This is a genomic window from Candidatus Neomarinimicrobiota bacterium, assembly GCA_012964825.1.
Classification (GTDB): domain Bacteria; phylum Fidelibacterota; class Marinisomatia; order Marinisomatales; family S15-B10; genus UBA2125.
Window position 1 is genome coordinate 1 of the sequence record DTTI01000076.1, and the last position, 19078, is coordinate 19078.

Here is a 19078-nt window from a genome sequence, read left to right on the forward strand (position 1 = left end):
TTGGCTGGGTAGGAGATAAAACTTCTGAGTGCGAGGCAGGTTGCGAAAACGGGCAGGAAATCACTTTAGCACAAGATACACCCGTAGATCTCACCTATTCCTGGACCTTACAGGACGCACCGACCGGCACGTCCTGGGACCCAAACAACATGGTTATTTTTGCCTTTATTCAGGATTTTACGGCTCTAGCAAAGGTTAATAATCAAATTGTAAATGAACCATCAATACTCCAGGGTGTAAAGATGGTAAGAAGAGGTGCAGGAATAGATAAGTCGGCACCGGCCTTAACGTTCAATCCTTATAATAATCAATTTGGCGTTGCTGTGAACAGTGAAATTACAATTACCTTTGACGAAAAGATCCGTAACGTGGATGACTCTGCCTTGGATGACACCAATGTGGGCTCTCTTATCACCCTGAAGAAGAATGATGCTACCGGAGATGATATCTCCAAAACTGTGACCATTAACAGTGACAAAACCCTTATTACCATCAACCCCACTAATGATTTTAGTGCTGAGCAGAGGGTCTATGTAGCCATAGGCGCCACTGTGGAGGATGAAGCTGATAATGCCATCCAACCCGTAAATATTACCTTTACCACGGTGGATAACACGGCGCCTACAGCCACCATCGTTCCGGCGGATGCCGCAACAGGGATCGCGCCCAGTTCTAACATAACGATCTCTTTTAACGAGCCGGTGCGGAAGACCGATGATTCAGCTCTTGATAATTCAGTAGTCACCTTGAAAAAAACCGATGCCAGTGGTGACGCCATCGCTTTCACAACTTCTGTCGATGCCGCCCAAAAGGTTATAACCGTAACACCCAGCAGCGGTCTTGGGAGCTCACAAACAGTTTATGTCTGTGTCAATGGTGTTGAAGACAATTCAAACAACGCTCTTGCCGAAACCTGCGCCACATTTACCACTGCCGATGCTGACGCCCCCACCGTGAACATGAATCCACAGGATGGAGCCACAGATGTGGCAGTGGACACAGAGGTAACACTCACCTTCAGTGAAACCGTCCGCAACGTGGATGACAGTGCCTTGGATGACGACAATGTGGACGCTAGTATCACATTTAAATATGAAGATGCCAATGGTTCTGACATCCCCTTTGACGCCACCATAGACTCCGATAAGAAGATTGTGACTCTTGCCCCTGATAGCAACCTTGATAATGAAAAGAAGGTCTATGTAGCCATAGGCGCCACGGTAGAAGACGCCTCAAATAATGCAGTCTCAGCAACCAGTGCCACATTCACAACTGTCGCAGTCGGGAATACACCTGTTATCTCAGCCGTAAATGACACGGCATTTGCCGAAGACAGGTACGGTACTGTAAATGTCATCGTTACGGACGCTAATGGTGACAATATAACATTCTCAGTCTCTGCTGACACATCCGCTGTAGAAGCCACTGTGGAGGAGAGCAATTCCATTTCCAGTACCCAGTGGCTTGCAAAAATCAAGCTCAAACCTGAAAAAGACTGGAACGGGGAATCTGTGATCACGGTTTTTGCAGATGATGGAACCCTAAAGGTTAGTCGCAATTTCAAGTTAACCGTATATCCTGTAGATGATGCACCATCACTATTTGATCTCACAGAGCCGATGAATGGTGCTTTAATAAAGATTACAGATCAAACATTCAATGACACTCTGGTCTTCAAATGGACGGCTTCCACAGATGCCGAGGGTGACACCATCGAGTATAAGTTCAGTGGGACCTGGGGCCTAGCTGCATTGAAGGTTCCTTATGTAAAAAACGCAACAGAAACCAAAATAGCATATGCTGATATTTATGCTGCTATGGACCAGAGCGCGCTTAGCCACTGGACTGATGAATCGGAAATGACAGGGGAATGGGGTATAGGAGCCTGTGCAGGTATGTACTGCGTACCACCAGGCAATGGCCCATACGAACTAACTATTTATGAAAATGTATTGTCCCTCACGGACAATGCGGAACTCCCTAATAGATTCGATCTTCACCAAAACTACCCGAATCCATTCAACCCTGTTACTTCCATCAATTACCAGCTGGCTGGCGACGCTCAGGTAACATTGACCATCTATGACATTATGGGGCAAAAGATCCGTACTGTTGTAAATGAAAACCAGTCTTCGGGTTTTCATTCAGTTTTATGGGATGGAAAAGATAATTATAATAATCCTGTGAGTTCCGGAGTGTATATTTATCGAATTCATGCGGGTGATTATATCCAAACCCGGAAAATGATCCTCATGAGATAACCCTCTTGCTTTTACCAAAAGGAGCCCAATGATCCATAAAAGACATTTCTATTCATCTCTCCTGGTCCTGGCGATATTAGCCTCGAGCCTTGGGGGAGCAGTGAAGAAAAGTGCCCTTGGTGAGCTGCTCACGGCCAGCAACTGACCCGGCTGCCCTACGGCCAACCGGGCGTTGGACCATTATCTCGATCCTGCACACAGTGACTACGTTGGGGATGACCTGGCTGGAAACTGGGTACTGATTCGTTTTCATTCCAATGCTATTGGATGGGGAGATCCTATGTACCATGCCATAGGCTCACCCGAGTTTGCTTCTAAGTGCGACGAAGATCCTGTATGTTATCGATTTGGCGGCTCTGAGAGCAGTGACGCCCCTTACAGCCCCGGATATCTACCCACCCTCTATATTAATGGAGTGTCATCCACAAGCACCGAAGCATACAAGACAGACGCCACGGCCATGCGGGACGCGGAGACTGCTGTTACCATGTCTCTGGAAGGGACAACCTTTGACAGTCTAACTGCAAATATAAAACTTGCCATTTCCAGTGATGAGGATCTTTCTGGACAGGATTTGCGTCTTTTCGTTGCCGTAACAATGGATTCTATTGCTTATAACGGTTCTAACGGTGAAACGGAACATCATGATGTATTTCTCGGCTGGGTAAATACCTACTTTGGTGGTGATACACTTATCCTGGCTAAAGATGATACAGTGAAAAAGACTTACCAGTGGGCTCTAAGGGGTGATTATCCTAAAAACAGCTATTTCCCCAAAGATGATTCTGAAATGACACAGGTCACCTGGGATAAAAAAAACATGACAGCTGTGGCTTTTGTACAAAAAAAATCAGACTATGAGATTCTTCAAGTCGTCCAGTTGGCTCGGAAAAATGCTTCGCCATCTACCAACACCGCCCCTACAATATCCACCATCAGTGATCTTACCATTAATGAGGATGAGACCGGCACGGTTGAGCTCTCAGCCACCGACGCGGAAAATAATGCTATAACTTTCTCTGCTACATCTTCCACATCAGAATCAGTTACAACCTCTATTTCAAGCAATACATTAAGTATTGTACCCGCGGCTAACTGGAATGGTGAGTCAACCATTACTGTCACTGCCAGCGATGGTAGTCTCACTTCATCGACCTCCTTCAAACTGACCGTAACGGCTGTAAATGATGCTCCAGCTGTATTCGATCTGGAGAAACCTATGAACAACGCCTCCGTAAAGATCACCAATCAATTAATCGGTGATTCTCTAGAATTCTCGTGGAGAGCTTCGTCAGATGTGGAAGGTGATGACATCACTTATCTATGGGTGGGTTCTAACGGCCTGGATAGTGTAAAAGTGGCAAGCGTGAAAAACACCACTTCCCTAACCATTACCTACAGCGTACTTCATGACGCTATTGATTGGTCAGAAAATTCAGAAATATCAGGAAGCTGGACCATCTCCGCCACTGATGGTATCGTCCATACTCAAGCCTCAAACGGGCCCTACACGTTGACTTTAAGTGACAAAGTCCAGGATGTTTCCGGTGAAAATCTTCAACCATTAGAATTTTCCCTTCTACAGAATTATCCCAATCCCTTCAATAGCGGTACAACAATCAACTATATACTGCCTGAGAACAGTGATGTTGAAATTGTGATTTATACTCTACTTGGGCATCCTGTGAAGACTCTTGTGAATAAGAGAGTTAACAGTGGATTTCACGCCGTCAGTTGGGACGGGAAGGATGATAGCGGGAATACCATCAGCGGGGGCATTTATCTTTACCGAATTCGGGCGACGAACTTTACAGCCGTCCGAAAGATGCTCTTGTTAAAGTAACCTTCATTTCAGGGCTTTAACCTTTCATTTCGCGATCGAGCATATGGATCTGCCACAGATCCTGGCTGGACTGATGTAGAAACGGCGAGAGAGCAAGCATTCCTGAGGTCCCAATACTCTTTTCAAGATAGTGAAGCTCATTGAATTTGTCCTGGATGTCCGGGTCTGGTTCTGAATCCATTTCAGCTTCACGCATCATCAATACTCCTTTTGCCCGCATGGAAAGTTCCAAATGAATCCTTAAAAGGCAAATCATGTCAAAGACAACTTCCCCTGGAAACCGCCCTTTTACAGACTCAAGATACTGTCCAACGTTTGTATCGCTCACATGACCCTTGTTTACCATATCCAGCAAATCCTGATCAGTGTCAAAACCGACTCCCAGCCAGTTTTGCAGGAATGCTTCACTACGTTTAAAAATGACCATAAGCACCAGAGGTAAGGTCACCATGGTAATAACAGTAAGCAAAATGGGGTTAAAAAAGAAATGGTTGTAAAAAGAGTGAAAAACAGATGCAGTCAGAAATCCCGGAATGAAACCACCCCACTCACCCCAAATTTTCCTGTCTAGCATTGTTTTTGAAATAATACCGAAAAGGGTGGTAGTACCGCCATGCATAATGGCTGTGCCAAAACCGCGGATAACAAAAATTCCCAGATTTGTATCCTGGTCCAAAACGGTCACATAATAAAGGTTCTCCACAATTGCGAAGCCGGCCCCAAGGGCAAAACCATATATGGCCGCATCTATATTAAAGCCGATCTTGTTGGCCCGGATGAGATAAATGAGGATCGCTCCCTTAAAGAATTCTTCAACCAGGGGCGCGCCATAGCGGGAGTAGGTTTCCCAGTCGAAACCGCCGTTCTCCACAATGGGTGTATTGACGAAATAGGAAACAATTGCTGAAAGTGCCCCGATAGCAATAGCAATTACAACCGCCTTAATTCCCAGCAATTTGTAACTGTCCATGAGAATAAATACCACAAGAAGTGCCACTGAGGGCAAAAGAGATACGGCAATCTCTATGAACAGATTCAAAAGAATTAATCCAGTATCTGCAGAGAAATCATCAGTTCATCAAATGTTTTTCCTGTGAGTTCATCTCTTGCTTTGGCAAACCCAAGGGAAAGGGTCGATTTGAGGTGAGAGAAAAGTACCATCCGGAGATCGAATTGAACCCCAAGATTTGAAAAACTCTGTTTGTGATCTTCACTGTCAAAATTCGTAACGATCCCTGATGTGAAAACTGAGGTCCTGGCCCAGTTAAAAAAGAACATGGGTGAACCCAAACGACGGAACCTCAACGGGGGAAGGATCCACTCTCCCATGATCCGTGCAAAGTTTGTCCCCCCAATGTAGTTCAGATCCATACCGGGAAAACTGTAGTAATCTCTAAAACGCTGTACCCCACGAAAATCGATCCAGTTGTTACCAAATCCGCCAAAATAGAAATTAGCAAAGTTTGCTTGGGGATCATCCCGGTCAGCGAATGAATTACCAATTGAGGTTCTCAACCAAAAAGGAGCGTGTTTAATAAACATAATCCCCGTGTGCAGGTTGGCGTGTGCTCGTGGAAAAAGCTGCCCGTTCACCAGGTTTGCAGTGGCTCCGGCATCCCACCGATAACCTTGCTCCTCATCAACTGCCCCAAGAGACTTTCTCGTCTTACTGTCCGACAGACTGACACTTCCATTGAAGAACCTGTCAAATGTGGCATCTATATTTTGGTAATTGGGCAGTCTTTCCAGACCCCAGTACCCCGAAAGACTCAGATCGAGATTAATAGGCTTTTCGTGGCTAATCTGTTTGCCAAACGAAAGTTTCAGTGAGTTGCCTTTTCTGCTCCGCTTTGTCGGTCCAAAAAGATCATAAAAGTCCGACGAATTCATCCCAGCACTCAACTTCCATTCGAAATAGTGAAAATTAAAATTGAGATGGTACCGTTCATCCGACGGTATTGAGTTATCCGGGGTAACAGTGGCGGTTAGATTGGCTCCCGCTAATCCAAGCTTCGAAAGAAAGTTAACTCGTATACCCGGAGTGGCTTGATCTTTATACGCTTGCACAACAGGATAAAATGACGATATGCCAAGATTTGCTAAAGGACTGTAACTACCGTCATAAGATACCAGCCCTTCCTCACTTCGGTCGGGGGCACTGGTTTCCCAATCCAAAAGTTCTGGATATTTTTCAGCAATCTCAAAGCCAAGGTAGTTCACCGCACTCACATCATTGATTGTGGAATCGGCAATAAGCACCGGCTGAAAGCCATCCCCGGTATACATCATTACAGCTACGGAATCATCCGAAACCGAAACAGGTCTGAAGAAACCCGTCTCGCTGTTACTTATCACCTCCATTGTATCTAGCTCAGTATCATAACGAAAAATGTTCGATACACCGGTATAAAAGGTAGAACCGTAGAGATAGCGGCCATCGGGTGAAAAGACAAAATTAGCTGGAGACGAGATATCACTTGACCAAAGAGTGTCCGGCAGAACCTGACCCGCCATCAAAGAATCAATTTCATATCGTACTAAAAACTGTTGTCCCCATGCATCTACATACGCCCCCGACAAATGCTGACCATCGGGTGATATATCCAGATCATACAGATCATTTCCAAAATCGAAAACATGCACTGACTTGTAATCCTCATAAGGTGGCTCCAACCTGATAAGAGAAGAGTAGCCGTCGGAGTGACGCATACCCCAAAGAGATTCATCATCAGGATTGAAAGCTAAATCACCCGCCCGAATATCATCTACCAGTCGCCTGGACAGACCGCTGTTCAAATCGAGCACATTCAGGTCACGCCAATGGTTGTTATCGGTGGTATAGAAAAGTCTTCGCGAACCCTTGTCGTAAGCTGAATGAAAAACAGTAAACAGTGTAGGTCCCTCTATATTGTGGATCTTACTGATTGATCCATCCTCTAAGTCTATGGCCGCCACATGGGCTACCTTTCCGGGATATCTTACCCCGGCGATGAGCTGGTTTGTCTCTTTATCATGGTAGACACGTGAGATAGAACCCAGAGCCATCTTAGAGATTGGACGATATGCGGTTAGTGGATATTGTCGAAGAAGTTGCAGGTTTTTCTTTTGAAACTCTCGTTCCGATTCAATCCAGCGTGACCATTCGTCATCGATATTTTCATCATAGACTAACTTGAACTGTGAAATAAAGTTGGGTTCACTACCGGGTTTACGTGTTACCCACTCCATAAGTTTGTCCGGTCCGTGAGTGTTAGCCATATAACTCATGAACCGCGTACCATAAAGATAAGAATTCACTCCAACCTGAAAATCGATGGCTTTCCCCTCCGATTCCAAGCCTACCATATCATAGATATGGGAACCATCTCGGACCTTGGTTCTGAAGACCATTTCATCGTAACCCCCCATCACCCGGCCGTAGCCCCCGGACATCCAGGTTTCCACAAACACAGCTATCCCTTCATGATACCATCTAGGTGAATAGCGTCGTGGTGTGGTGAGATAACCATATAAAATGGACAAAGGATTATCAATAGACGGACTAACCTTGCCTCCAAACAGTCTCCTGAAAGTTCTGTCTCGGCCCGTTGACATATCGGTGGTTACGATATGAACCAGCTCATGATGCATTAGCCAGTTAAAGCGGTCATATGCGGGCATTGTTTCGTACGCATAACTGAATGGCCCAATGCCGAGGCTGACGTTATTTGTCGGTAATGCATCAGCACCTCCGTGGCCGTAGTCACCGAAATCCTGAAGAAGAATTACTACATCCTCGAGGGGCTCATAACCAAATCTTTTCTGGTGTACGGAGAAGGAATTCATAAAACAATTAGCCAAGTGAGGTATGGCGTATTCATGAAGAGGATGATAATAGATCACCTTTAGACCTGGAGCGTGAGCGTGTTTCAGTGGTGGCGGTTTAAAGAGAGAATTCCCTGACCCTAATACTGGTATAATAAAAATGGAAATAAATGAAAGCTTTCGAATGAGTGGTCTTACAACCATATGGTTATCCCCTTAGGAAGGTAAGAAAATAAAATAAGGAGGAGACGACTACAAGTCATCTCCTCCCTATGCAATTAACTGGTTTTGAGCTTACCTGAACCTGTTCTGAAACTCGCTGCTCTGAAGCATGTTGGCGAATTCAGCATTCATTAGCATGCTGGCAAAATCGCGGTTCATAAGCATGTTTGCAAACTCCCTACTTGCGAGCATACTGGCAAATTCACGATTCATGAGCATATTTGCGAACTCACGATTGGCTAGCATACTGGCAAATTCCGCGCTGGCAAGTGCATTAGCGAACTCTCGGTTAGCCAGCATATTGGCGAACTCACGGTTCATGAGCATATTTGCGAACTCACGATTGGCTAGCATACTGGCAAACTCGCGGTTCATAAGCATATTTGCGAACTCACGATTGGCTAGCATACTGGCAAATTCCGCGCTGGCAAGTGCATTAGCAAACTCTCGATTAGCCATCATATTGGCGAATTCCATACTAGCAAGCATATTTGCAAATGCCTTGTTCGCAAACATATTCCTGAACTCAGCATTGGCCAGCATATTGGCGAAAGCCTGATTGGAAAGCATATTGGCGAATTCAGAACTGGCCAACATATTCATGAATTCCTGATTGGCAAGAATGTTAGCAAATTCCTTGTTGGCCATCATATTCGCAAATTCCCTGTTAGCAAGCATACTGGCAAACTCTCTGCTGGCTAACATATTGGCAAACTCACGACTGGCGAGCATACTAGCGAATTCTCTATTGGCCAGCATATTGGCAAACTCACGATTGGCTAGCATACTGGCAAACTCCTTACTGGCTAACATATTGGCAAATTCACGGCTTGCCAGCATATTAGCAAACTCCCTGTTGGCGAGCATATTTGCAAACGAACGGTTAGCAAGTATATTGGCAAATTCACGGCTTGCCAGCATATTAGCAAACTCCCTGTTGGCGAGCATATTGGCAAATGCACGGTTGGCTAACATATTCTGAAACTCCGCACTGGCCAGGAGATTCATGAATTCCTGATTGGCCAGCATGTTCTGGAATGTTTCGCTCTCAACCATATCGACGAAATCGGTGTCTTGCATCATCTTGCTGAATTGCGCTTGATTATCTTTCAAAGCCACATCCCCTCGGGCACTGGAACGAACGACTTTTCTTTTGCCAATGGTACCCGAAAGATCATCACTACTGTATTGAGTATTGTAAAAAACAAGGCCAAGGATAACAGCCACCGCTATCACAAAACCAACGACGGTATTTTTTTGTTTTCCATTATTATCTGAAAGTGAATTTGACATGAGGTTTGCTCTCCTTAATGATAATTTATTTTTGTAATCATCAAAAATTATCATCTAAACTCTACTTTGGCAAGGTTTTGACTAAATAGCTAATAGAGTGTGTGATACAAATCACATCTTCAATTAATAAGATGTTGAGTTAAATACTCGCTCCATTTCCTTTTCACCCTACATTGTCTAAATTGTCCGTTATGACAGCTGAACTCTCGCTTCAGATAATCAACAATCGACCCGAAATTCGTAACCTTAGGAATCGTTTTGACTCTTATGCCGAGGACAACGAGATTCCGACCAAAGTCATCCACGATGTTCAACTGGCGCTGGATGAAGTTGTCACAAATATCGTTGAATACGGTTATGACGATGATGATACACATATGATTGATTTACGGTTCAGTCTTGAAAATCAATCACTAAAAATCATTATCATAGATGATGCCAACCCTTACAATATTCTTGATAAAGAGAATCCTCACACTTCCCAATCCCTGGAAGACAAGCCCATTGGAGGACTTGGTATTTTTCTGGTAAAACACCTGATGACAAACATCGATTATGAATACAGAGATGGTAAGAATCATCTCTCATTGACCAAATCATTGACTGAGGGAGATATAGACTGATGGATATAAATGAATCTACAAGTGGCAATGCAGTCATTGTCCAGCCTGTCGGCAGGATTGACACCAACACCTCCACTGAATTCGAAGAAAAACTGGTGGAAGTTTTGGAGCGTTCGGACATAAACATTATCGTTGATCTCAGCAAGATCGATTACGTCAGCAGTGCCGGACTCCGTATCTTCCTTATGGCCGCCAAAAAATTAAAGAGTTTAGGTGGCAATTTTATCCTTGCCGCCATGAATGATCACATTAAGGAAGTGTTCGACATCTCCGGTTTTACACCGATATTTACCATTACACCAGATACAGCATCCGCTGTCGACTCCATTAACTAAAATGCCTGAAACCGCCTCGCGGGAAGTCCGCAACCTCAATGCCCTTCTTGACGTGTCCCGTGCCCTGGGTGCCGAGATGCATCTTGACAGCCTCCTGCCAGTCATTATCCACAAAACAACTGAAGTGATGGACGCCGAAAGAAGTTCACTTTTCATCTATGATCCTGATAGTGATGAACTTTGGAGCAAAGTTGCTGAAGGAATGGATGAAAACACTATTCGTTTCCCCTCAGGGGTAGGAATTGCCGGCGATGTGGCCAAAACACTTGAGACTGCAAACATCCCTGATGCCTACGACGATCCCCGTTTTAATCCTGAATTCGACAAACAGACCGATTTCAAAACAAAGTCTGTTCTTTGCATGCCCATGACCACTCGCAAAGGTGAACTGATCGGTGTTATCCAGGTACTTAACAAAATAGATGGCGGCACCTTTGAGGAAAGTGATGAAAAATTGCTGGAAGCCCTGTGCACTCAGGCGGGTGTTGCAATCGTTCGGGCACGTCTCACGGAAGCATTCCTTGAAAAACAGCGCATTGAGGAGTCACTAAAACTTGCAGCCGATATCCAGATGGGGATGCTGCCCAGCACATTCCCGGCTTTCCCCGACAGGAAAGATTTTGATCTTTTTGCCGGCATTGTCCCTGCCAAAGAAGTGGGCGGTGATTTCTACGATTTTTTCCTGATAGATAAAAAACATCTCTGTTTCGTCATCGGAGATGTATCGGGCAAAGGAATTCCGGCGGCTCTGTTCATGGCCCTAACAAAAACGCAAATTAAAGCAAGCTCGTCACGAAGGAGAACTCCCGGAGATGTCCTCTTTAGAGCAAACAATGATCTCTGCCACGAAAATGAATCGAGCATGTTCTGTACACTGTTTTATGGTATTATGAATACTGAAACAGGGGAAGTCACTTACGCCAACGCAGGGCACAATCCCCCTTACCTTATATCAGAAAATGGAGAACCAAAGCAGATCGAAACTACAGGTGGGATCGCACTTGGTGTTATGGATGAAATGCCTTTTGAGTCAGCCACCTTTATGGTACCCAAAAGTGGGTCCATTTTTCTCTATACAGACGGCGTCAACGAAGCCATGAATGAAGCGGATGAAGAATACTCCTATGAAAAACTAGAGGATTATCTCAAAGAAAACTCAAACGGATCCATAACTGACATGGTTAACGGGAATTTAGATAGTGTTAAAGAGTTTGCCGGTTCAGCACCACAGTCCGACGACATTACAGTACTGGCGATACGTTATTTCGGGAAAAGTGATTGAAGATAACAGAGAGATAGAGGCGACGATCGGATTCGAACCGATGAATCGCGGTTTTGCAGACCGCTCCCTTAGACCGCTTGGGTACGTCGCCATGGGCCCGAATTTAAAGGGAAACTGACACCTATTCAATGCAATGCGCGGGTTGACACAGTTAACTAATTCTTCGTAATCTCACAGCAAATCAGAGGAGAGGAAATGGCCAAAATTTATTTGAAAATCGTTGATATTGATCAGTTCCAGGAGACAGAGGTGACAGAAGACAGTAAGGCGACACACTCGGTGGAAGTAGAGGAAGAAGACTACACAGACGTCCTGGACATTTTCACTAAATACCTCACGAAGATTCAACCTCACCTACCGATGGATCCCAACCTCACTGACGGTCTCGAAGACTGGGCTTAACCCGCATATAAAGAAAAAGGCCTGCTAAACAGGGACTTTCGAGCGAGAGACGGGATTCGAACCCGCGACAGCCACGTTGGCAACGTGGGGCTCTACCAGCTGAGCTACTCTCGCAAAAAGTGATTGTAAAAAAGCGACGAGAAGTTTAGTTCTTTACCAAAGCCGGATCAAACAGATTTCGGAAAAAGCTCCATTGTTTTTTCTTCCCGGCGCCAGATGAGTACGGACATGGCAAGCCAGACGATATCCCTTGCCAGAGTATCTAAACCAACTGTTGATCCTTCGGGTTTGAAACAACCGCAATCGATGTCCAAACCCCTGGCCACTGCCTGACCCAACGCAATGATGAACATAACCATCATTCCCGTGGAAAGAAGAGCCGCACCATCAACAAAAACACCAAGTATTAGGCAGGAGCCTACATATAGCTCCACCCATGGCAAAACAATGGAAAAGAGATTCGTAATACCGTATGGCAGCATCTGGTAGTTTTGAATATTGCCGGCAAAACTCCCAGGATTACGAATTTTCTCAAAACTGGCGTAGAGGAAAACAATGCCGAGAATAATTCTTAAGGCAAAAATGACCCAGCTGTTTTTTAACAGTGAAACCATCTATTCCACCGGGTAACCTGCTTCGATCCACTGGGGAAGCCCGCCGTCAAATACGAACACACGGGCAAATCCCCAATCCTCTCCCATGAGCTCCATGGCGAGGTCCATACTCAGATCGCACTCCCCCCCGCCACAGTAGGCCACAACAGGATCATCTTCCGTAACCCACCGCAGAATCTCACCTGGATATGCTGGAGCAAGTTTTGACCCGGCAATATGCCCTTCCCTGAATTCCTTATCGTCCCGTGCATCGATAAAAAGTACTCCGCGATCATAGAACGCCTTAGCAATTGCGAGATCAATCATGACAGGCTGAAAAAGCAGAGTTGTCTGAGCCAAAAGTGAATCTACAGCGGACTGCCCGCCCTCTATAATATGTTTGGAAGCGATCAGAGGGAGCCCGTCATTACGGACCGCATTGAACCCGAAAGAAAATAAAAATGAAACTGCCAATATTATGGCAGACTGACCCATTGATGTATTGGTGTTCAAGAACCGGTGGGTTTGCCATTTGACGCTTTGGCCAACTGATCACACGCTGTCAGGGTCTTGGTGATCATACCTAGCATCTGCGGTTCATCATCGAGAGATCTGCCCATGGCAGGAAAATCGAACCGGGTGGAGTTGACCACACCGGCCAGCTTCCCTTGTGTCTCTTTCAGTGCTTCCCTGATCTGTACGATACGGTCCAGCATTGGTGGCTGATCCGCGTAAATTTCATCCAGAGATTTTGATGGCTCATCCTTATTCATTCTTTCAAGCTGACGTTGGATAAAATCTTCCTTCAGCTTCAGCTCAGTGATATCCGATAACGTCATATCAGGATTCTCAACGGCCAGTGTGAGCATTGCCAGCGCTTTACCCTGTTTCCCGAGCCGGTACATCCTCGGCCCGGTTGCGGGGTTTTTCATCTTGCCGACGGGGTTGTGCGTATCACCGCTGATGAACATATAATCAGCTGTTGCAAATTTGGGACGGTAAAACACTGCCTCTTCATAGGTGCCGTTGAACAGGACGATTTGGAAATCACTCTTTTCTTCCAGTTCCGCCAAAATATTGTTGACGCTAGTTTCCACATCCGCCAAGCCCACAGTTTTCAGTTCAACAGGAAGAGACACTGTAGCACCGGTAACACCAAAGCTGAAGGACGACCGGTCAAGCACCACGTAGGGCTCAAAAAGAAGATTCCCTGACTCATCAGTGATGTTGGAGGATATAAACGGGAAGTTGGCCAATTGCTCCATCTGAAGAACAAATTCTAGTCCCGCCGCAAAATCCTTGGAACCCATGTTGAGGGCGTCACAACCGATAATGTTGAATCCTGAGATCAGCGTTTCTGAACGCAGTTTGGACTGTTCTGCGTTAAGTTCTGTTGGATACTGCTTGTCAAAAAAGACATCTCCAGCATCTATGATGACCGGATCAGCACCTTCTTCCCTGAGATTGCTTATAAATGTTGCTTTACGGGGCAGACCGCCCGTGGGATTGCGTTTTCACCCACAGGGGTCAAGCTGACTGTGAACGTTACCGGTCACAATCAGCATGGCCGATCCTGTCTTTGCAGAGGAGGTACTACAAGAATAGGTAATTAGGCCAATTGATAGAAAAGTCAAACATGTTGTGAATAGGTTTTTCTTCATAAATCAAATTTACCCTGCCAATAACAGCATGTCAACATCCTCTATTCTATATCGTTTGGCGGAGAAATAAGACCGCTTTAAGTTAAACAAGATGATGGGGCTGTAGCTCAGTTGGGAGAGCGCGTGAATGGCATTCACGAGGTCGTCGGTTCGATCCCGATCAGCTCCACTTTTAAAAAAACACTGAATTCTAACAAATATATTCAGTAACATTGGTTGTTATAGTTAAAGCAAATATGAATCTTTCCGAAATATCTCGACGGTAACTACCCTCTCTTCTCCCCGAACTTAATTTTCCTACTCACAGCACTTTCCTCAAAATAAAGATTAAATTTTTCATTGTAAGATTTCACGTATCACTAATCCTAAGGAGACTAAAATGAACCTGTATGTTGGAAACCTGAGCTATGAGATGTCTGAAGAAGATCTTCGGAATGAATTTGCCGAGTATGGCGAGGTACAAAGTGCCAAAATCATTACCGACAAGTTTACCGGTCGTTCACGTGGTTTCGGCTTCGTTGAAATGGCTTCCGATGAAAGTGGCAAAAAAGCCATGGAAGAGCTGAACGAAAAAGATGTCAGTGGGCGGCAACTGGTCGTCAATGAAGCGCGTCCGCGCCGCTGAACTTTAGTTAGACTGCTATAGTTGAAGAAAACCCCGCTTTCGGGGTTTTCTTTTTTTTCCTGAGATATGTATTCTTTTCAAATGACATGATATAATTTCAGTTATGGACGGTGGTCAAATACGCCTTAAGACCTCCCTATATTCCTGTACTTTGTTTCTCTCAATTCTGGCGGCCCAGAATATTACTGTTGATGGAACCGTAATCAATGGAATTACAGGAGAAGCCATTAGTGGTGTGAATATATTTGTGGCCGACAGTGATTTGGGCGTTGTATCAAATACAAACGGCAGTTTTACACTTATAATTCCCGATTCTCTCAGGATGAGGGAAGTTGTCTTTACATATATGGGTTACAGACGTCAGACCATTCCCTCCACCGAGATAAAGAGACAAACTGTGATCCGACTGGAGCCCACGGTCATACCAATGCAGCAAGTTGGGGTAATCGGAACGGAGAGAAGTTTGGAGATTCAGAAAGACATTCCCCAGCCCATTTCTGTCATTGAATCTAAAGCCTTTGAACTCAGGGGTTATACAGATGCAGGTGACCTTCTGCGGACTGACCATACCATTCAGCTGAATGAGAACATCAGTGGAAAAAAGACAGTTAACATACGTGGTGGCAACGCAGATGAGGTAGCCATTCTTTATAACGGTGTTAGAATGAACAGTGAATTCGATAATATTTTCGATATTGCCCTTGTAGACCTTCAAAATATTGATCACCTGGAAGTGATCCGGGGGAGCAACTCAGTTCTGTATGGAACGGAAGCATTCTCTGGAATCATTAACATCGTTCCGAAACTGGTTCCTGAAAAGACACTTTCGTTCAGCCAGCACCTCGGCACCTATCAGTCAGGCAGATGGTCTGCCCACATGGGAAAGAAATTTGACAAATTCAGCTCCGCCTATAACCTAAACCGCGGTGCATTTTTTCGTCAATTTGAAGGAGGAGACAGCGGCGAGTCCCTTGAGAATAATTCCGAGCAGCACAATCTAACGTTCACATATCTTTTGGATGAAAACAATCCGAGCAAGCTCGGGAATTTGTTATCATCCACACTTTTATTTTCACGCCGGTCGTATAAGGACCACCGTTTAAACGATAGCGTGGAGAACGAGAACATGGTAACGACCATGCGCTATTCAGGCGCCGTGGGCCCCTTTCCGGCAGTTTCAGCAACAGTAAGTCAGCATCAGATCAGCGAAGACCAAAATCTTACTGCCGAAACCGGGAATTTGGACAGATTTCTTAAGAGCAGTTCCAACCGGTTTTCATTCAGATCAACGAACACACTTAAACCATTGGAGACCACTTCTGTTTTTCAATTGGAGCAGTCGGACTTGGACTACCGTGATAACCGTTCTTTTTCTGACATCCAGCAAGTTGGGTTGGAAAGTGCGCTGTTCTCCCGCATGAAAATCGGAGCTGCCGTTGTCACAAAATTTTATTTGTCGGATAGGGATGAAGGTACCCGATTTTCCGATGTCAGCGTCAGTGTGCGGCGCGATAGAATTATTGACAAACAGGGAGAGGCAGTTCTCAGGGGAGGAGTTGATAATCCTGAACTGGCTGATTTAGGCCTCTTTGATACAAGGTCATGGGATAACACCATCGTGAAATTTTCCACATCGTTGGCCGGCGGCAGTGAAAAGTTCGCTTTGCGTTCTTACTTCAATTTTGGTACCAGTTACAAATATCCCACCCTGCTTCAGCAGATCAGCGGCACAATATTAGACGGGACTCCTTCTGCCTTTTCCGCACTAAACCCTGAGAAGAATCAAAGTTTTGAATTGGGACTTCATTCCTCGAGACTGATCACAGGTTCGGAAACTCTGGATGCTTTCGATATGACGGTAAACCTTTTTCGAAACGATTATGAGAACAAAATGCGTATCAGCTATCCCATCGGAATTCCAGTAGCTTTCTATGACAATGTTGATTTTGCCAAGATTAGCGGTTATGAAATAAAGGGCACCATTCACCTGCTCAACAGATCAACTTCTGCAGATTTGGCCCTGGCCAGTTACAATATACCGGAAAAGGCCGCCTTCCCCTTCAAATCAGAAGTTAAGATGACAGCTAATCTGAATGTCGACTATAAGGGCTGGTCACTCCAGGTCCACGCTTTTGGCGAAAGTGAACAGATTGGCTGGATGCGGCAAGATCTAGGTCACCTCTTTGAAGTGACACTTCCTTCCCACACAAATGTGGATGTCCATTTGACTAAATCAATTCAGCTGAGAAATCTGGAAGGGTTCGCCAATTTCAGCGGATACAATCTCCGCAATCAAAGTACCATTTTAGAAGGACTTATCCTTCGTGACAGGCGCATCTATTTCTCATTTGGATTCAAACTGTGATATGAAAATCAATTTGACTCCACTTGTGATCACGGTGCTCACTTTGTGTACATGCACCAAGAATCCGTTCAATAATAACGGCTCCGTTTCCGACCATTACAGTATCAAAGGAAGTGTAGAGCTTGAGGATGGTGAAAATCCTGAAGGGATCTATGTCTGGTTGGAGGAAATAAACATTGGCACCTGGACTGACACCACCGGTGAATTCAGCCTCTCCCTCACCCCTGAAGGAAGTTCTGAAGGACAGAATGGCCAGTTCTTTCTTTACGCATACGCGGCGAACTATCAGCACGAAAGAACTATTGTCAAGGTCATTGATGGGCAGTTTGTCCCCGGGGAAGGCGGGCTAGATGATAAGGGTGAACTGAGAACACCTCTGACCCTGGGAAAACGTCTCCATATCTCCACAGCTGTCATGCCATCTATTCTGGAGCCACCTATCAATCAAACGGTTGAAGTTACTGTTACACTGAACCCTTTGGACCAACTAGTGACAGTACAATCGAGACGCGCTGTTATAAACAGAATGACGGTCTATACTGGACTACTTATCGTGAACAAGAGCGGGGAAGTGATTCATAAAGAAGATATCGAATCTGCTCGCATGGCTGAGGAGCCCATTGGAATCAATGTTAAGACCTGGGTCATATCCCTGGATGCGAGCTCCTCAAGTCTGTCCTCTGGCGAATACAGTGTAGTGCCCTATCTGCTTATAGAATCAGATGTGCCGTCTGGTCTGCTGGAATCCATGGGAAAGGAACTACTTGAACTTTCAGCCGACTATCTCCGCTTCCCAATGAAACGGCAGGACGGCACTATAACAATTACCGGCAGTTAGCCACCCTACTCTTTACACGCCTCTATAATCCCCTGTAAAACACCTTCACTGTCTTCCAGGTTAGGCTGGCAGGTAGCAGCGCCTTTGTGGCCTCCTCCTCCGTAAGACTTGCACAACTCACCGGAGTCAACATTGGAAGTCCTGTTAAAGATAGAGTGCGCCACAGAAATAGTGTCAAACTCACCCTTTTTCCCATCCGCTATGCGGACTGAGATGTTGCCATCTGACAACTCCGGGAGAGTGTAGATGAGGAACCGGTTTGCCGGAGGAACATCCATTCCACGCACATCCGTCATAATGACATTTCCCTCCATGCGCGAATTGGCGCTGTAGAATTCACTGGCAATATTATGCATATCGTTGTAGCGATCAATCCTCTCAGCAGTATCCTGCATAGCGAGAATCTCCTCCACCGAATGCTTGGTCAGGAGTTCAGGCACGCTTGACACCCATTGGAAGTTGCTGATGTTCATGTCCCGCTGAAGACCAAGCCCCGTTCTAGGATCCAGAAGTAATCCGAGCAGAATGGTCCCTTGGGGATTGGCCACCTGCTCCAGTGTCAGGTCGGCGCTATCCACCAGATCCGTTTCGTGGACCAAACCTTCATACTTCTTCAGTTCGGGATAATCCTCAATAAAGTACTTGTAGACCAGATTCGCTGCACTAGGCGCCACATCCACTAGCCCTGTGAAATCCGTAGGCATATCTGGACGGCTTATTTCACTTGAGTGATGATCAAACCACATGTGGCAGCTAGGATGGTACGGCAGGTTACAAATAATATCCTCACTAGTGATGTCTACTTTCCCCTCCTGCATATCTTTGGGATGGGCCTGTTCCAAAGTATCGCAAAGGCCCACATCCATCAAAATGGCGGCGCAGACAGAGCCGTCCAGATCACCTCTGTAGATTACTCTCATTGTTTCGACTC

The 19078-nt window shown here is 45.5% G+C and carries 16 protein-coding genes and 3 tRNA genes; 10 read left to right on the plus strand and 9 right to left on the minus strand.

Going from position 1 to position 19078, the window contains the following annotated elements; genetic code table 11:
- Positions 1–2261 (plus strand): T9SS type A sorting domain-containing protein (locus EYO21_07650; protein HIB03677.1); only part of this gene is annotated, 2261 nt, incomplete at its 5' end.
- Between the two features lie 172 nt (positions 2262–2433).
- A complete protein-coding gene (locus EYO21_07655) occupies positions 2434–4104 on the plus strand; it encodes a T9SS type A sorting domain-containing protein (GenBank protein ID HIB03678.1) in 1671 nt (556 codons plus the stop codon).
- 16 nt (positions 4105–4120) lie between these two features.
- Here EYO21_07655 and EYO21_07660 read toward each other — a convergent pair whose 3' ends face one another.
- The 3 genes from EYO21_07660 to EYO21_07670 form a co-directional block, all read right to left on the minus strand.
- Positions 4121–5143, minus strand: coding sequence for a PrsW family intramembrane metalloprotease (locus tag EYO21_07660; protein ID HIB03679.1), 1023 nt, complete (start codon positions 5141–5143; stop codon positions 4121–4123).
- A 5-nt stretch (positions 5144–5148) separates the two neighbouring features.
- A complete protein-coding gene (locus EYO21_07665; protein ID HIB03680.1) occupies positions 5149–8112 on the minus strand; it encodes a hypothetical protein in 2964 nt (987 codons plus the stop codon).
- Between the two features lie 90 nt (positions 8113–8202).
- On the minus strand, positions 8203–9423 hold the full coding sequence (locus tag EYO21_07670) for a hypothetical protein (GenBank protein HIB03681.1): 1221 nt from the start codon (positions 9421–9423) through the stop codon (positions 8203–8205).
- A gap of 191 nt (positions 9424–9614) precedes the next feature.
- Here EYO21_07670 and EYO21_07675 point away from each other — a divergent pair, with 191 nt between their 5' ends.
- The 3 genes from EYO21_07675 to EYO21_07685 are packed head-to-tail and all read left to right on the plus strand — an operon-like array spanning position 9615 to position 11663.
- Positions 9615–10046, plus strand: a complete 432-nt coding sequence (locus tag EYO21_07675) for an ATP-binding protein (GenBank protein ID HIB03682.1) — start codon at positions 9615–9617, stop codon at positions 10044–10046.
- Entirely contained in the window at positions 10046–10381 is a 336-nt protein-coding gene (locus EYO21_07680; protein HIB03683.1) for an anti-sigma factor antagonist, read from the plus strand. The genes EYO21_07675 and EYO21_07680 overlap by 1 nt, the downstream gene beginning before the upstream one ends.
- Entirely contained in the window at positions 10287–11663 is a 1377-nt protein-coding gene (locus EYO21_07685) for a GAF domain-containing protein (protein ID HIB03684.1), read from the plus strand. Before EYO21_07680 ends, EYO21_07685 begins: the two co-directional genes overlap by 95 nt.
- Positions 11664–11677: 14 nt before the next feature.
- Here EYO21_07685 and EYO21_07690 read toward each other — a convergent pair.
- Positions 11678–11754: transfer RNA gene (locus EYO21_07690), tRNA-Cys, on the minus strand.
- A gap of 104 nt (positions 11755–11858) precedes the next feature.
- Here EYO21_07690 and EYO21_07695 point away from each other — a divergent pair.
- Positions 11859–12065, plus strand: coding sequence for a hypothetical protein (locus EYO21_07695; protein HIB03685.1), 207 nt, complete (start codon positions 11859–11861; stop codon positions 12063–12065).
- 38 nt (positions 12066–12103) lie between these two features.
- Here EYO21_07695 and EYO21_07700 read toward each other — a convergent pair.
- From EYO21_07700 to EYO21_07715, 4 genes are all read right to left on the minus strand, one after another.
- Positions 12104–12179, minus strand: a tRNA-Gly gene (locus EYO21_07700).
- Between the two features lie 53 nt (positions 12180–12232).
- Positions 12233–12679 (minus strand): DoxX family membrane protein, encoded by a 447-nt coding sequence (locus EYO21_07705; protein ID HIB03686.1) that lies wholly within the window; start codon positions 12677–12679, stop codon positions 12233–12235.
- Complete coding sequence (locus EYO21_07710; GenBank protein ID HIB03687.1) at positions 12680–13171, minus strand: rhodanese-like domain-containing protein; 492 nt, start codon at positions 13169–13171, stop codon at positions 12680–12682. It lies immediately after the preceding gene.
- Positions 13168–13968: a hypothetical protein gene (locus EYO21_07715; GenBank protein ID HIB03688.1), complete on the minus strand. Its 801-nt coding sequence runs from the start codon at positions 13966–13968 to the stop codon at positions 13168–13170. The genes EYO21_07710 and EYO21_07715 overlap by 4 nt, the downstream gene beginning before the upstream one ends.
- Positions 13969–14415: 447 nt before the next feature.
- Between EYO21_07715 and EYO21_07720 the strand changes: the two genes are divergently transcribed.
- The 4 genes from EYO21_07720 (at position 14416) to EYO21_07735 (ending at position 18147) form a co-directional block, all read left to right on the plus strand.
- A tRNA-Ala gene (locus EYO21_07720) sits at positions 14416–14488 on the plus strand.
- A gap of 210 nt (positions 14489–14698) precedes the next feature.
- Positions 14699–14944, plus strand: a complete 246-nt coding sequence (locus tag EYO21_07725; protein ID HIB03689.1) for an RNA-binding protein — start codon at positions 14699–14701, stop codon at positions 14942–14944.
- Between the two features lie 103 nt (positions 14945–15047).
- On the plus strand, positions 15048–17309 hold the full coding sequence (locus EYO21_07730) for a TonB-dependent receptor (GenBank protein HIB03690.1): 2262 nt from the start codon (positions 15048–15050) through the stop codon (positions 17307–17309).
- A gap of 1 nt (position 17310) precedes the next feature.
- Positions 17311–18147, plus strand: coding sequence for a hypothetical protein (locus EYO21_07735; protein HIB03691.1), 837 nt, complete (start codon positions 17311–17313; stop codon positions 18145–18147).
- Between the two features lie 5 nt (positions 18148–18152).
- Here EYO21_07735 and EYO21_07740 read toward each other — a convergent pair whose 3' ends face one another.
- Entirely contained in the window at positions 18153–19067 is a 915-nt protein-coding gene (locus EYO21_07740; protein HIB03692.1) for an exopolyphosphatase, read from the minus strand.
- Positions 19068–19078 lie beyond the last annotated feature (11 nt).

Excerpts from the sequence above, each read along its gene's own strand:
- EYO21_07670 (HIB03681.1), bottom strand. The coding sequence starts at position 9,423 with ATGTCAAATTCACTTTCAGATAATAATGGAAAACAAAAAAATACCGTC.
- EYO21_07715 (HIB03688.1), bottom strand. The coding sequence starts at position 13,968 with ATGGGTTCCAAGGATTTTGCGGCGGGACTAGAATTTGTTCTTCAGATG.
- EYO21_07675 (HIB03682.1), top strand. The coding sequence starts at position 9,615 with ATGACAGCTGAACTCTCGCTTCAGATAATCAACAATCGACCCGAAATT.
- EYO21_07740 (HIB03692.1), bottom strand. The coding sequence starts at position 19,067 with ATGAGAGTAATCTACAGAGGTGATCTGGACGGCTCTGTCTGCGCCGCC.
- EYO21_07725 (HIB03689.1), top strand. The coding sequence starts at position 14,699 with ATGAACCTGTATGTTGGAAACCTGAGCTATGAGATGTCTGAAGAAGAT.
- EYO21_07695 (HIB03685.1), top strand. The coding sequence starts at position 11,859 with ATGGCCAAAATTTATTTGAAAATCGTTGATATTGATCAGTTCCAGGAG.
- EYO21_07730 (HIB03690.1), top strand. The coding sequence starts at position 15,048 with ATGGACGGTGGTCAAATACGCCTTAAGACCTCCCTATATTCCTGTACT.
- EYO21_07735 (HIB03691.1), top strand. The coding sequence starts at position 17,311 with ATGAAAATCAATTTGACTCCACTTGTGATCACGGTGCTCACTTTGTGT.
- EYO21_07685 (HIB03684.1), top strand. The coding sequence starts at position 10,287 with ATGATCACATTAAGGAAGTGTTCGACATCTCCGGTTTTACACCGATAT.
- EYO21_07665 (HIB03680.1), bottom strand. The coding sequence starts at position 8,112 with ATGGTTGTAAGACCACTCATTCGAAAGCTTTCATTTATTTCCATTTTT.
- EYO21_07705 (HIB03686.1), bottom strand. The coding sequence starts at position 12,679 with ATGGTTTCACTGTTAAAAAACAGCTGGGTCATTTTTGCCTTAAGAATT.
- EYO21_07680 (HIB03683.1), top strand. The coding sequence starts at position 10,046 with ATGGATATAAATGAATCTACAAGTGGCAATGCAGTCATTGTCCAGCCT.